The sequence below is a fragment of the Vulcanococcus limneticus LL genome (assembly GCF_002252705.1).
Taxonomy (GTDB): Bacteria; Cyanobacteriota; Cyanobacteriia; order PCC-6307; family Cyanobiaceae; genus Vulcanococcus; species Vulcanococcus limneticus.
Window position 1 is genome coordinate 1 of sequence record NZ_NQLA01000005.1, and the last position, 12573, is coordinate 12573.

Genomic DNA, 12573 nt, shown 5'->3' on the forward strand with positions numbered 1-12573 from the left:
TTCTTTTTGCCTTGTTTGCCTTCTGGCTGCAGATTCTGAGCAGCCAGCTTGTAGCTCTGAGGCGCAACAAACTGCCATCAAGCGTTGAGACAGCTGCGGCTTGATAATCACTCAGCAAGGCACCTGACTGCCAGAATCTGTATTGGCGGCAGCGGCTCCGACTTTCTCAGGAGGCCCCACGTAGGCATGCTGGCAGCCTTCTGAACTCAGGCGACGCAGAAGGTCTGCTGGCGGCTCCGAGCTCGCATGCAGCTGAATCCCCGGACCATGGCTGAGGGCGATCGGCCTGGAGTTGAACATCACAACCCTGTTGCCTGCACAGGGCCAGAGATCAAAGCCGGTCACCTGATCGTAGGTGTGGCGTCGCGTGATCAGAACATCCACGCTGGCCGTGAACTCGGCATAGCCGCAATCATCGCCCCGCAGGACAGTCGCGTTGGCTTCCACGAGTCAGTCGATCGCGCCGCTCTCGGGGCGATGAAGCCATCCAGGCTGGCCTGCGCTCCACCGCCTGGAGAAAGGCTCTGCTGTCAGCAGGCGAGCGTCAGTGGTGAACTGGCTTCGACGCGGCGGCGGCGGCAACCAACTGGCGATACCGAGGGGTGAGTCTTGGAATGACAGAGTCACCACGCGGAAGCTGTTCATGCTTCTACGCCAGACGGGGCTCATCGCAGGCCCACCCTCGGGATTGACGAAGAGCGCCTGCCGATAGAGAAGCCCCTCATCAGCCTGTTGCTCCACGCGTTTGCCGGCCAGAACAACCTGAATCAATGGGACCATGAACGCATGGATCAATGAGCAACGCCATCGAGTTCGTCGGGGAGCACAACAAATCACCAGTAGCACATTGGTGGACAGCCTTTGGGCTTCGATTCGCCTTATCCTCACTGCCGCAATGGCACCTGGCGAAAGAGAACCCCGCCGCTGGAATAAACGCCGGAACACACAAAGCCATTACCCGAATAAAACGGGAAGCAAAAGCGACTTACCACCCAAGAAAGATGCGCGAGACGGCGTCGGCCGGACTGACTATCGGAAAACTTCTGTTCCGCCAATACCACCCATCGCACCCTGCCGACAACCTCTATGCTCAGAACAATTGGTTCCGGCAGACTGCGTGCGCGGGCCATAGATTAGCCACGCCTCAAGCCGCGAGAACCGAATACTTGACTCTCGAAAAGCCGGTGAAGGCAGAGGTGGATGCATCAATGCAACCTATGTGGCCAGCAATCACCAGCTCAAGAACCGGAGTTACTCAACGACAAACGCAGGCTTGATCTGGGTTAGGCAGCGGCTATCGGGCGTTTGCTCAGGGTTCGCCAAAAAGTCAGCAGCGATTTTAGTCACACATGCTTCTGCAGCCACGCCCCGTGGCGCAAACAACGCCCCATGCCCGACACCAGGAAAGGTGTAAACATAGGAGGTTTTCATGCTCCTAGCCACGGCTTCACCGTAGGGCTAGGGCGTTACCGGATCGTAAGAGCCGTTCAACACCAGGAGGGGAATTTCCGGATTACCGGAGACAAAGGGCGGCTTCAGCTCGACCTGGAGAACGTCACAAGCTTTCTTCACCGCTTCTGCTTCGCGGATGCCCAAGGGGACCAACTGTGGATAGGGTGGCGGCAGCACTTGGTCAGGCGAAACACGAATTGATTTCGCCCGAGCACAGAGAACAGTGTGATACATCTCCCTCGCCCCCCTAGGTTCCAGATCTGAAAGTGATGCTGCAATCCAAGCAAAGTCACCCTGGCTCGCGGCATGGATGAACTTGGGCAGGGAACTACCACGGGCGGTTTCACCTGAGTAGGGCCGAGCTAGATAAGACTCGATGCCAATGACAAAGGCATTGCCATCGAGCTGGGCAGTGAATGTCCTTTTACTGGAGGGAATGGTCAGGGTCAGAGGCAGGGGTTTCTGGTTGAGTTGATCGACGATCTTCAGAAATCTCTGTTCCAGCTTGGGATAGGTCGAGCTGCATTCTTGATCCTGTGCGCAGGCATGAAACACATTCCTCAGGGCATAGCTAATCGTATGACCAGCCGCCAGGTTAAAATCAACATCTGGCCTGACCACTCCATCCAGGATCACGCTGCGGAGTTTAGATTTGTGCTTGTCTGCCTGGACAATGACATACTGCCCCAGCAACGTGCCATAGGAAACGCCGTAATAGTTAAAGCGTGAGTAGCCCATCGCTTCGGCTACAGCATAGATATCTGCCGCATTCTCGCGAGTATTGAAGGCACTGGGATTAACGCCTTGAGCTTTAAGGCGATCATTGCACCCTTTGATCCAGCCCGAATCGGTGTAGTCTCTTTGCCCCTTGGCCACAGCAATATTGTGAGCGTTCAGCTCTGGACAGGATAAGAAAGGCCTGGAATACCGTGTTCCCCGCTCTTCTACGAAGATCAAGTCGCGGCTCTTTAGCAAAGCCGGGAGCTCGGGATACTTTGGCAAGGCTCCATCGGCGATGTCGCCGATAGTTGAGTCGCCAGGGCCACCCTGTTCGACAAACAATGGATCGGCAGCCGGGGCATTGCCAGTGCTACGGGTACGCACAACAGCAAGCTGGATGGTACGCCCCTCGGGTTTATCGTGCTGTTCGGGGACGGTGACGTATCCACAATCTGACTTGGCAGCAATGGAGGCAGGCACGTCAAAGGTTTTGCAGTCAACGCTTTTCCATGCCACACCAAACTTGGCCCGGCTGGAAACAATATGATTGACAGAGCAACTGCCGATTGCAACAACAGCAGAGGCAAGAAGAGTGAACTGGCAACACCGAGTCAGGGTCGACGGCTCTTGAGGCTTTATCTTTGATCGGGATTCAGAACGGTAGCTTTTCATCAGCCGCCAAGGATTACATGGATTCTAGCAAGGACTTAGTCGACTGGCTTTGGCAGGGTTTACCAAAGGCTGCCTATACGGTGAACCCAGTGAATTGACCAGATGCCTGTCGATTCCTGTCCATGTTTTCCGTCAAAGCCATAAAGACGAGCCTCACATCCAGCGATTCTCCTAGAATTGGCCTTCTTCCTTGGAACAGCAACAACATAGACCTATCTTCACACCATCAATGGCAGCCGAAGTGCACCCGCTTCAAGCACACTGCTGGCCCATACAGGTAGCGGCCTTACGGCGCGGTTCACGACGATCTTCCGGATCGAAGTAGATGGTGGTCCGTCTCGATTAATCCGTCACTCAGTAGTTGCGCTTTGGCGTCAAGACGGTGCCACCTCCGGAAGCCTCTTCAATCTAGAGCTTCAGATCAGAAGCGCGCATTAACTCTTGGACATCAATGATACTTCATAGACCCGTCTTCTACGTCTGGATGCTAGGCCACCAGCCTGTCAGCCATGGCGCGCCGCTTCGATCACGGCAATATCAATCTTTCCCATTGTCATCATCGCGTCGAACGCACGCTTGGCGACAGCAGGATCGCCATCGCCTATCGCTTCAGTGAGAGCCCGCGGCGTGATCTGCCACGACACTCCCCATTTGTCCTTGCACCAGCCGCAGGAGCCCGCTTCGCCGCCATTGCCGACGATCGCGTTCCAGTAACGGTCTGTTTCTGCTTGGTCGTCGGTAGCCACCTGAAAGGAGAAGGCTTCGCTGTGCTTAAACGCAGGTCCTCCATTAAGCCCAAGACAGGGAATGCCCATCACAGTGAAAAGCACGGTCAACACATCACCTTCTTTGCCCGACGGGAAGTCTCCCGGCGCACGGTGCACTGCATCGAGGGAAGAGCCCGGAAAGGTAGCGGCGTAAAATCCTGCTGCGTCTTCTGCATCTCCGTCATACCAGAGGCAAATCATGTTCTTCGCAACCGTTGCCATAGTGCTTCTCCAATGAGATCGAAAGATTCAGCCATTGACCGTAGCGTGGGTATGCGTGAGCGTTGACGGCCTCACTTGCCATCGGCTGGTTCCGCGACCCTTCTCAGCAGTCCCATCCTCGGCGACATCTGCAGCTGGAGTAGTTGCTTCTGAGTGCTGAAGAACAAGGATTGGCCTGCAATTGGCCTCGGGTGGCTCGCTGGAATGAGAGCTTCTTCTCCAAACCCGTGAACAGCCTGTGCCTACCGCCATACGGGCCCAGTGTGGAATCGCCCAAGCCACCCTCATGGCCAGCCGCGATAGCGCACAAACAACTGCAGCATCGACCACGACCCCAGCGTCACCTTGAGGGCCATCAGCACGTTCAACGGCGGGATCCAGCCGCCACTGCCCGTCGTGCCGAATGTTCCCTCCGGCAGGGGGAGCCCCAGCAGGCTCAGCAGGGCGATGGCGATGAAGGCCAGCACCGCCGTCTTTTCCAGCAGCGGCACACGCCAGCGATGATGCAGCGCTTCGCTCTGCCGGCCCCGGCCGCTGAGCAGCCCCAGCCCCAGGGCCGTGCCCCCGGCCACCCCCGCCGCGAAGCCGCCCCCTGGCGACATGTGACCCCGCAGGGCCAGCTCCACCGCCACCAGGGTCGCCAGGGTGGCCCCCAGGCGGCAGAGTTCGATCGCCACCGGGTCGTCCAGGTCCCGGATCGGGCCCTGGACCCGCTCGCCCCGCAGCATCCAGCCCACCCCGAGCGAGGCCAGGGTGAACACCACCACCTCACCGATGGTGTCGAACAGGCGGACGTGCAGGATCACCCCCGACACCGTGTTAGGCACCCCGGCCTCGGCCGCCAGCTGGCTTACCAGGGCGGCGTTGTCTGAAGCTGCCGGCAGCGCACCCGCCAGCGGCGGCAGCAGCGGTGCCAGGCACAGCAGCGCCGCCGCCACCAGCACCAGGGCCCTCATCGCCGCTCCTCCAGCCACAGCGTGCCGCCCAGGCGCTGCCAGTCCTCAGCTCCCTCCAGGGCCAGCAGGCGCTGGCCGAGATGGTGGGTGCGCAGCCGCAGGCACCCGCCTGGCTCCAGCAGGCCATGGAGCTCCGCCGGCCAGGGTTCGCCGCCGGGCTCCAGCGGCACCAGCTCCAGCCGCAGCTGGGCCTGCTCCAGCCAGCGGCGCAGGACGGCCTCCAACTCCGCCTCCGTCCCCGTCTCCGCTTCCGTCCCCGCCGGCACCCCCAGGCGCAGCACCATCGACGCATGCAGCGCCACCGCGTAGAAGGCGGTGGCCAGCAGGGTTCCCACCAGCGCCTCGGTGAGCGCCACATCCGCGGCCCCCAGCAGCGCATACACCAGGGCCGCCACCACGCCGAGCATGCCGCGCAGCACCAGGGCCGTGGCGGGCCGGGCCTGACCCACGCACAGCAGCGCCGTGACCGGCAGCAGGGCCATGACCGGCAGCAGCAGGGTCAGCTCATCCATGGGGATCCGGGGGCCTCTCCAGGGGAGCCGCTGACGCCTCGGGCCGCCGGGCCCCGTGGGCGCTGGACGCCAGCACGGCGCTGAGCAGCGTGTTCCACACCAGCAACGACCCCAGCGCCAGCACCAGCAGGGGCCATTCCGGCGGACGCCGCAGCAGCAGCCCCACCACGATCAGCGCCGAACCCAGCCCGTCCGCCACCGACAGCCCATGCAGCTGGCGCAGGACGCTCGCGCGCCCCAACAGGGGCCAGCTGCCCCACAGCCAGAAGGCCACCCCCAGCGCCATCACGACGGTGCTGCCCCAGCTGCCGAGCGCGATCATGCCCCCCCCCTGCCGCAGCAGCTGGCCCAGCAGCAGCAGGCCGGCGTTGCCCACCGCCAGCACCAGCACCCCCACCATCCCCAGCATCGGATCGTCCCGCAGCACCGACACCACCAGCATCAGCACCGCGGCCTTGGTGGACAGGCTGGCCAGGGCCGCCAGCCGCTGCCAGATCGGGCCGGGCCGGCACACCCCCGCCACCGGCAGCAGCAGGGCCGCCGTCATCGCCACCACCAGCAGGGTCAGGGCCATCAGCGCCACCGCCAGGCCCCCCACCTCCGCCACCCCGGCCATGGCGAAGCTGTGGCGCTCCTGATAGATCAGGGCGGCACCGATCAGATAGAGCAGCATCACGGTGTTGCTGACCAGCCCGTAGCGCAAGGCCAGCCAGATCGCACCCTCACCCCGGCCCTGGGCCAGCAGCAGCACCGCGATCCCCACCGCCTCCAGGGCCACATAGATCGAGATCAGATCCACGGCCACCACGGCGGTGTTCAGGCTCCCCTGCAGCACCAGCAGCAGCAAGAGGGCCGGTTCCGATCCCGGGCGCCGCCATCCCTGGAGCACCGCCGCCGCCACCACCAGGCCGTTGAGCAGCAGGAACGGCGCGGCCAGGTCGTCCAGGCGCAGCGCCACCCCCAGGGGCCCCAGCAGCTGCAGCGGGCCCGCCAGCCAGCCCTGCTGGGCGGCTGCCGCCATGGCGGCCGTGGCCGCCGAGCTGAGCAGCAGCAGCGGCCGGGCCAGCGGGGGCTTCAGGGCGGCCAGGAAGGCGGCCAGGAACGGGGCCACCAGCCAGGTGATCACCAGGCCTGTCATGGCCGCGGCGCCGGCGGATCGGCCGCGAGGGCGTCCAGGCTCTCCACGTCGAGGCTGGGGTCAAGGCGGGCGAGGCGGGTGGTGGCCACCAGCAGCAGCGCCTGCACCGAGAAGCCGATCACGATCGCGGTGAGGATCACGGCCTGGGGGATGGGGTCAGCCCAGCGCTGGGCCGGGTCCGCCAGCAGAGAGCCCGGCGGCAGGATCGGCGTGCGCAGGCCACCCCGGGCCGCCACCAGCACGAACAGGGCGATCACCCCGGTGCCCATCACGTCCATACCGAGCAACTTCATCCAGAGGTTGCGATGGCGCAGCAGAGCCACCAGGCCGATCAGCACCGTGGCCAGCACCAGGGCCTCCAGCACGGCATACGGATGCATCGCGCTGGGCTGCGAGGGTCACCCCATGATGGCCCGAACTGGTCATTCCGCTGAGATCGGCGGTGAGCTGGTGCCGCTGGCTACAGCACGCCCTGCTCGATCTCATCCAGGTAGAGAAAGTGTGGGGCCTTCACGCCTGCCCGGGTACGGATCTCCACCAACTCCGGCGATTCGAAGAAGCGGCGGGCCCCATCCAGCGACGACCACTGCGAGAAGTGGACGATGCTATTTGCATCTGTGTCGTGGCGAAAAAGCTGGTAGCTGATTTCGCCGGCCTGCTTGCGGATGTCCGCAGCCTGATCGAAAATAAGCTTCCATGCCGGATAGGATTCAACCTCGTGGAGGATTAGAACGTAGGGCATGGAGCACTCGGTTCAGGGCGAGCTGATCATGCCATAGGCAGATCCGTCTTTGCGCGTGAATTCCCACAGTCCGTTCACGAAAAGTGCCTGGAGATCGTCATCCGGATACACCGCGGAATCCCCCGGGCTACGGTCTCCCACTTCAAGCACAACCACGTCCTCCTGTGAGCGATTGATCAGATGGTGGGCGCTGCTGGCGCCGGCCTTGAATCCGGCGCACATGCCAGGCGAAAGTTGTGCTTCCCCTTGGTCGGTCACAAGAACGGGATGGCCGGCCAGGATGTAGATGAACTCATCTTGTGTCGAATGGGCATGCCTCAGCGACGAGATCGATCCCGGCTCCAGCGTTGTGAGGTTGACACCGAAATTTGCGAGGCCAAACACCTCGCCGAGGGTCCGCTTTGTCCGGCCGGCCATGCGGGAGGCAAAGGGTTCTGGATAGCTCGATGGCTTGGTGCGTGGGGCCACCTCTGCCGCCACAACGGCCGTTGGCACGGGCCGATGACCCACCCCTTCGCCTGGATCCTGCGAACGGTCCGGCTCGGCTGGATGGCCAGCGAGCTTCGTCAATGCTTCGGTCTTGAGGTCCGGGATGATGGGCATCCCCACCCCAGCCAAGCGGGGGTAATCGGCGATAATGCCAGTTCTTTGATGGCCTCGCCGGCCATAGAAGTCCATCAGCTCGGTCCTTGCTGTCAGCACGCAGATCGTGAACCGCTCGGAGCCCAAGGTTGTGCGCGCGTAGCGCTCGGCATGATCGAGCAACCGCGTGCCCATTCCCTTGCCTTGATGGCGAGGAGTCACCGCGAGGAGTCCGATCGAGCTCGCGCTGTCGCGCCGCTCGATCAACACGCAGGCGACGATCTCCTGGCCCTCAAGGCCCAGCAGGATCACGGCATCTTGCCGGGTCAGGATGGCGGCCACCTGGCTGGCACTGATACGGCTGCCCGCCACGAACTCCGCTTCGTGGGTCCAGCCAGCCGAGCCAGCTTCGGGCCGATAGGCAGCGTTGACGAGTTGGGCAATCGCCTCCGCATCGGAGGGCGTAGCGGCAACGACGTTGACAGGGCCCATGGCGGATCTAGCCGTTGAATGTGGTCAGGAGAGGCTGCTCGGGCGCCACCTCCAGAATGAACGCATCGATGTCGTCGAAGGCCGCCTTGCAGGCGGGCCGCTTGGCGAGGCGGGCGAGGTAACGGCGAAAGACGCTGGCCCTGCAGAGGCCATAGCGCCGCGCCCAGAGCACGTTATGGCCCATGATGCAGTCGGCGGCAGTGAACGCTTCTCCACAGATGTAGGGAGCTGATTCCAGGCGCTGGCAAAGCTGGGGTTCAATCTCCGTGGCAAATTTGCTTCGGTATCGCGTCACCGTGCGGGGATCGCGCTCCTGGATCGCCAGCATGTGCTCGTGGATTCGGATCTGCCAGAGCAGCATGTCCATGGTGGTGCCGCCAAACTGAAGCATCTGCAGGTAATCGGCGCGGCCCCTTGAAGCCTGAACCGGTGGTGCCAGGTGCGCTTCGCCATAGGCGTCGGCAAGGAAGGCCACGATGGCGGTGCTTTCGAGCATCTGCTGTGCGCTGCCATCGGACCAGAAGATCTCCAGGATGGGCACGCTGACGCTGTGGTTGGGATTCATGCGCAGGAACCGCGGGCTGAACAGTGCCCCTGCGTAGACATCGACGATCTCGATCGCGAATCGGCTGCCAACGACTTCGTGGAGCATCCACTTGACCCGCGCACTTCTGGAGGCGGGGAAGTGGTAAAGCTTCAGGGACTCAATGGACATAGCGGCTGACCGGAGGCCCCTATCTCACTTGCATTCTGCAAGTGAGACTAGCTGGTTTGCTTGCGCCATGCAAGTCAGGCCGGCGCCGCCGCGGCCCTGTTCCGCCCCCTGAGCCCCATGGCCCCCACGCCTCGCTCCCCCTGCCCCGTGGCCTGCACCCTCGATCTGATCGGCGATCGCTGGACCCTGCTGGTGATCCGCGACATGCTCTTCTTCGGCAAGAGTCGCTTCGAGGAGTTCCTGGCCTCCCCCGAGGGGATCTCCACCAACATCCTCACCAGCCGCCTGCGCCAGCTTGAGGAGCTGGGGCTTGTTGAGCGCCATCCCTACGGCAACCATCCGCGCCGGATGGCCTACAGCCTCACCGAGCAGGGCCGCAGCCTGCGCCCCGTCCTGCGGGTGCTCGCCCTCTGGGGCCTCCGCCACATCGCCGGCACCCGACCCGCAGCACAATGACCCCCCAGCCGCCCGTGGCCGTGTCGCTAGCCATCGCCCTGCTCACCGTGTCGGATCGGCGCAGCGCCGACCCAGCAAGCGGCGATCCCTCCGGGGATGCCCTGCTCGAACGGCTCACGGCGGCGGGCCATCGCCTCGCGGCCCGCGCCATCGTGCCCGACAATCGCTACGCCATCCGCGCCGTGGTGAGCCAGTGGATCGCCGAACCCACCGTGCAGGTGGTGCTCAGCACCGGCGGCACCGGCCTCACCGGCCGCGATGGCACCCCCGAGGCCGTGGCGCCCCTGCTCGACAAGACGATCGAGGGCTTCGGTGAGCTGTTCCGGGTGCTCTCCTTCGAGACGATCGGCACCAGCACCCTGCAGAGCCGCTGTCTGGCCGGCGTGGCCAACGGCACCGTGATCTTCGTGCTGCCGGGTTCCCTCGATGCCGTCTCCACCGCCTGGGACCGGCTGATCCGCGCCCAGCTCGACGCCACCACCCGCCCCTGCAACCTGGTGCAGCTGCTGCCGCGGCTCACCGAGTCGAGCGAGCGGCCCGCTGCGCCATGACGACGAGCCTGGGCTGGCGCCGGCTTGCGGTGCTGCTGCGGCGCCAGCGCCGCCGCGGCCGGGCCTATCAGCCGCGCTTCCGGGCCCGCCAGGTGGGAGTCACCTGGCTTGGGGCCCTGGCGGCCATCGGCCTGCTGAGCCTGCTCAGCGCCTGGAGCGGCAAGCTGCTGATCGCGGCGCCCCTGGGCGCCTCCAGCGTGCTGCTGTTCGGCTACCCCGCCAGCCCCCTGGCCCAGCCCCGCAACATCGTGCTGGGCAACACCATCGGCGCCTTGCTGGCGGTGGCGGCGGTGGGGCTGGGGGGCCGCGGACCGCTGGTGATCGCCCTGGTGGTAGGGCTCACGATCCTGCTGGGTCAGCTCCTGCGCTGTCTGCATCCGCCCGCCGGTGGCCTGGCCTTTCTGGGGGTGTTCCTCGGGGCGAAGCTGCCCTTTGTGGTGTTTCCGGTGCTCAGCGGCTCGCTGCTGCTGGTGCTGCTGGCCTGGGCCTTCAGCCGCTGGGTGCGGGGCGCCCTGCCCTACCCCCACCACTGGCTGTAGGAAGGAACGGGCGTTCCAGGAGGTGGTGAACGAGCTGGCGTTGCCCAGCGGCACGTTCGCAGCCTGCTCCTGGGTGACGGCCTGGTGCTGCGGGTCGACGATGCTTGTCCGCGCTGCGTGGTCACGACCCTGGCCCAGGGCGGCCTGCCCCAGGACCTTGAGCTCCTGCGGGCCACGGGCCGCCACAACCAGGTGGTGGCGGGAATCCGGCTCACCCCCCCAGGTAGGCCATCTCAGCGTGGGGCTGTGGTCGGGTGGAGGTTGGACTGGCCCCGTACGCCAGGGCGGTGCTGCGCTCCTCGCTGTAGCGGTCGGCGCGCTGACGCCACAGGGCGGCTAGGACGTTGCTCAAGCCCGCGGCGTCGGGGCCCGCCGGGCCGCCGCGCAGGACAGGCTTGAGGTCCGTGCCACTGGAGGCAAACAGGCAGGTGTAGGCCATGCCGTCGGCGGTGACGCGCAGCCGGTTGCAGTCGCCGCAGAAGGGGGCGCTGATCGAGGCCACCACCGCCAGATGGCTGCCGCCTGGACCGTTCCCCTGGTCCGCGGCGCCGCCACCATCGCGGTAGCGCCAGCGGCTGGCGGTGCCGTGGCTGGGGCGGCCCAGGGGTTCGAGGGGCCAGCGCGCGCCGATGCGCCGCACCATCTCGGCCGCCGGCAGCACCTGCTCCGGGCTCCAGCCGTTGCGGCTACCCACGTCCATGAACTCGATCAGGCGCAACTCCAGCCCGCGCTCCCGGGCCAGGGCCGCCAGGGGAAGCAGCTGGTCGTCGTTGCGGCCGCGGGCGATCACGCTGTTGAGCTTGAGCTGGCCGGAGCTCGGATCGAAGCCGGCGGCACGGGCGTGCTCGATGGCCGCCAGCACCCTGGCCAGGAGCGCGTCGCCCTGGCCGGGTGCCGCTGCCGACGCCCCAAACCCCGCCATCCGCGCCACGCTGGCCCCGTCGGCCCCGTCCAGGCTGAGGGTGATCCGGTCCAGGCCGGCGGCACGCAGGGCATGGGCCCGCTCGGCGCTGAGCAGGCTGCCGTTGCTGGTGAGGGCAATCTCCCGCAGCCCGCCAGCGTCCCGCAGGGGCCGCAGTGCCGCGATCAGCTCCTCCAGCCGGGGATGGAGCAGCGGCTCGCCGCCGGTCAGTCGCAGGCTGTGGACCCCCAGCCCCACCGCGGCCGTCACCAGCGCAACCCGCTCGCCGGTGCTGAGCAGCCCCGGGGGATCCCGGTCGTCCGGCAGGCAGTAGGGGCAGGCCAGGTTGCAGCGCGCCGTGAGCGAGAGGCGCAGCACCCCCGGGGGGCGGCCGTGGCGATCCAGGAGGGGGGCGGCCATCGGCGGAGGCTAGGCAGTGGGTCGTGGCCGCTGTCGATCCAGCCGCTGTCGATCCGGCAGCGGCTGATCTGCCGGACCGCCATTGGCGGGGGCCACCTCCAGACCCGCAGAACCCATCAGATCCGCCAGATCCGCCGGGTGGTTGGCGTTGCGCAGTGGCCCGGCGGGCAGGCCCACCGCTGTGTGATCCACGGCGACCAGCCAGCGCTGGAGGCTGCGCCCCCCGGCGGCCGTGAAGGCCGCCAGCGACCGGCGATGCCGCCCATCGGCGGGGTAGAGGCCCAGCAGCGGCTGCAGGCGGCTGCCGTCGTGGGCGGTGTGGATGCGGGCGGGATCGGCGCTTGCGGCCGCCCGCAGATCCGCGAGGGTGGCGATGTCCAGCCAGGGCATGTCCACCGGACAGAGCAGCAGCCGCTCGCTGGGGTATCGCTGCATCAGCCGCGCCAGGGCCAGCAGTGGCCCCTGCCAGGGCTCCGGCTCCTGCACGATCTCCAGCGCCGGCTCCACCGGTTGAGCGGCGCTGCCTGAGCGCACACCCCCGGAACCCCGGTCCGCCCAGGCCTGGGCGAGGGCGCCGTGGCTCCGGTGGCGGCTCATCAGGGTCACGGGTGCCCCCAGCTCCGCCAGCAGCGCCAGGCTGCGCTCGAGCCAGGTGTCTCCGCTGGGATGGGGCAGCAGGGCCTTGTCGCGCCCCATGCGCCGACTCTCCCCGCCGCTCAGCAGGCAGCAGCGAAGC

The 12573-nt window shown here is 65.6% G+C and carries 15 protein-coding genes; 4 read left to right on the top strand and 11 right to left on the bottom strand.

From position 1 onward, the window contains the following. The first annotated feature begins 794 nt into the window (after positions 1-794). Positions 795-1277: a hypothetical protein gene (locus CJZ98_RS18165; RefSeq protein ID WP_157910862.1), complete on the top strand. Its 483-nt coding sequence runs from the start codon at positions 795-797 to the stop codon at positions 1275-1277. A gap of 181 nt (positions 1278-1458) precedes the next feature. Here CJZ98_RS18165 and CJZ98_RS04130 read toward each other — a convergent pair whose 3' ends face one another. The 9 genes from CJZ98_RS04130 to CJZ98_RS04170 form a co-directional block, all read right to left on the bottom strand. Continuing rightward, complete coding sequence (locus tag CJZ98_RS04130) at positions 1459-2844, bottom strand: alpha/beta hydrolase family protein (RefSeq protein ID WP_094588658.1); 1386 nt, start codon at positions 2842-2844, stop codon at positions 1459-1461. A 503-nt stretch (positions 2845-3347) separates the two neighbouring features. After that, positions 3348-3833 (bottom strand): VOC family protein, encoded by a 486-nt coding sequence (locus CJZ98_RS04135; protein WP_094588660.1) that lies wholly within the window; start codon positions 3831-3833, stop codon positions 3348-3350. 284 nt (positions 3834-4117) lie between these two features. Beyond that, the gene (locus CJZ98_RS04140; protein ID WP_094588662.1) at positions 4118-4789 is read right to left on the bottom strand and encodes an MnhB domain-containing protein; all 672 of its coding nucleotides are present in this window, start codon (positions 4787-4789) and stop codon (positions 4118-4120) included. Next, positions 4786-5301, bottom strand: a complete 516-nt coding sequence (locus CJZ98_RS04145; protein WP_094588664.1) for a hydrogenase subunit MbhD domain-containing protein — start codon at positions 5299-5301, stop codon at positions 4786-4788. Before CJZ98_RS04145 ends, CJZ98_RS04140 begins: the two co-directional genes overlap by 4 nt. Beyond that, positions 5294-6439, bottom strand: coding sequence for a monovalent cation/H(+) antiporter subunit G (locus CJZ98_RS19320; protein ID WP_094588666.1), 1146 nt, complete (start codon positions 6437-6439; stop codon positions 5294-5296). Before CJZ98_RS19320 ends, CJZ98_RS04145 begins: the two co-directional genes overlap by 8 nt. Next, on the bottom strand, positions 6436-6819 hold the full coding sequence (locus CJZ98_RS04155) for an NADH-quinone oxidoreductase subunit K (RefSeq protein WP_198537476.1): 384 nt from the start codon (positions 6817-6819) through the stop codon (positions 6436-6438). Before CJZ98_RS04155 ends, CJZ98_RS19320 begins: the two co-directional genes overlap by 4 nt. A gap of 80 nt (positions 6820-6899) precedes the next feature. Next, complete coding sequence (locus tag CJZ98_RS04160; protein WP_094588668.1) at positions 6900-7181, bottom strand: antibiotic biosynthesis monooxygenase; 282 nt, start codon at positions 7179-7181, stop codon at positions 6900-6902. Between the two features lie 12 nt (positions 7182-7193). Continuing rightward, positions 7194-8255, bottom strand: a complete 1062-nt coding sequence (locus CJZ98_RS04165; protein WP_094588670.1) for a GNAT family N-acetyltransferase — start codon at positions 8253-8255, stop codon at positions 7194-7196. A gap of 7 nt (positions 8256-8262) precedes the next feature. Next, positions 8263-8970, bottom strand: a complete 708-nt coding sequence (locus CJZ98_RS04170) for a glutathione S-transferase family protein (protein WP_094588672.1) — start codon at positions 8968-8970, stop codon at positions 8263-8265. A gap of 117 nt (positions 8971-9087) precedes the next feature. Here CJZ98_RS04170 and CJZ98_RS04175 point away from each other — a divergent pair, with 117 nt between their 5' ends. Genes CJZ98_RS04175 through CJZ98_RS04185 form a run of 3 tightly spaced genes read left to right on the top strand, consistent with a single transcriptional unit; the run spans position 9088 to position 10516 of the window. Next, positions 9088-9426 (top strand): winged helix-turn-helix transcriptional regulator, encoded by a 339-nt coding sequence (locus tag CJZ98_RS04175; RefSeq protein WP_094588889.1) that lies wholly within the window; start codon positions 9088-9090, stop codon positions 9424-9426. Positions 9427-9446: 20 nt separating this feature from the next. Further along, entirely contained in the window at positions 9447-9977 is a 531-nt protein-coding gene (gene moaB / locus CJZ98_RS04180; protein ID WP_232756207.1) for a molybdenum cofactor biosynthesis protein B, read from the top strand. After that, a complete protein-coding gene (locus tag CJZ98_RS04185; protein ID WP_094588676.1) occupies positions 9974-10516 on the top strand; it encodes an HPP family protein in 543 nt (180 codons plus the stop codon). Before moaB ends, CJZ98_RS04185 begins: the two co-directional genes overlap by 4 nt. 211 nt (positions 10517-10727) lie before the next feature. Here the strand turns inward: CJZ98_RS04185 and CJZ98_RS04195 are convergent, their stop codons facing one another. Next, positions 10728-11837, bottom strand: a complete 1110-nt coding sequence (locus tag CJZ98_RS04195; protein WP_094588678.1) for a GTP 3',8-cyclase MoaA — start codon at positions 11835-11837, stop codon at positions 10728-10730. A gap of 9 nt (positions 11838-11846) precedes the next feature. Next, on the bottom strand, positions 11847-12533 hold the full coding sequence (locus tag CJZ98_RS04200; RefSeq protein WP_094588680.1) for a molybdenum cofactor guanylyltransferase: 687 nt from the start codon (positions 12531-12533) through the stop codon (positions 11847-11849). Positions 12534-12573: the final 40 nt, after the last annotated feature.

Excerpts from the sequence above, each read along its gene's own strand:
- CJZ98_RS18165 (WP_157910862.1), top strand. The coding sequence starts at position 795 with ATGAGCAACGCCATCGAGTTCGTCGGGGAGCACAACAAATCACCAGTA.
- CJZ98_RS04130 (WP_094588658.1), bottom strand. The coding sequence starts at position 2,844 with ATGAAAAGCTACCGTTCTGAATCCCGATCAAAGATAAAGCCTCAAGAG.
- CJZ98_RS04135 (WP_094588660.1), bottom strand. The coding sequence starts at position 3,833 with ATGGCAACGGTTGCGAAGAACATGATTTGCCTCTGGTATGACGGAGAT.
- CJZ98_RS04140 (WP_094588662.1), bottom strand. The coding sequence starts at position 4,789 with ATGAGGGCCCTGGTGCTGGTGGCGGCGGCGCTGCTGTGCCTGGCACCG.
- CJZ98_RS04145 (WP_094588664.1), bottom strand. The coding sequence starts at position 5,301 with ATGGATGAGCTGACCCTGCTGCTGCCGGTCATGGCCCTGCTGCCGGTC.
- CJZ98_RS19320 (WP_094588666.1), bottom strand. The coding sequence starts at position 6,439 with ATGACAGGCCTGGTGATCACCTGGCTGGTGGCCCCGTTCCTGGCCGCC.
- CJZ98_RS04155 (WP_198537476.1), bottom strand. The coding sequence starts at position 6,819 with ATGCATCCGTATGCCGTGCTGGAGGCCCTGGTGCTGGCCACGGTGCTG.
- CJZ98_RS04160 (WP_094588668.1), bottom strand. The coding sequence starts at position 7,181 with ATGCCCTACGTTCTAATCCTCCACGAGGTTGAATCCTATCCGGCATGG.
- CJZ98_RS04165 (WP_094588670.1), bottom strand. The coding sequence starts at position 8,255 with ATGGGCCCTGTCAACGTCGTTGCCGCTACGCCCTCCGATGCGGAGGCG.
- CJZ98_RS04170 (WP_094588672.1), bottom strand. The coding sequence starts at position 8,970 with ATGTCCATTGAGTCCCTGAAGCTTTACCACTTCCCCGCCTCCAGAAGT.
- CJZ98_RS04175 (WP_094588889.1), top strand. The coding sequence starts at position 9,088 with ATGGCCCCCACGCCTCGCTCCCCCTGCCCCGTGGCCTGCACCCTCGAT.
- CJZ98_RS04185 (WP_094588676.1), top strand. The coding sequence starts at position 9,974 with ATGACGACGAGCCTGGGCTGGCGCCGGCTTGCGGTGCTGCTGCGGCGC.
- CJZ98_RS04195 (WP_094588678.1), bottom strand. The coding sequence starts at position 11,837 with ATGGCCGCCCCCCTCCTGGATCGCCACGGCCGCCCCCCGGGGGTGCTG.
- CJZ98_RS04200 (WP_094588680.1), bottom strand. The coding sequence starts at position 12,533 with ATGGGGCGCGACAAGGCCCTGCTGCCCCATCCCAGCGGAGACACCTGG.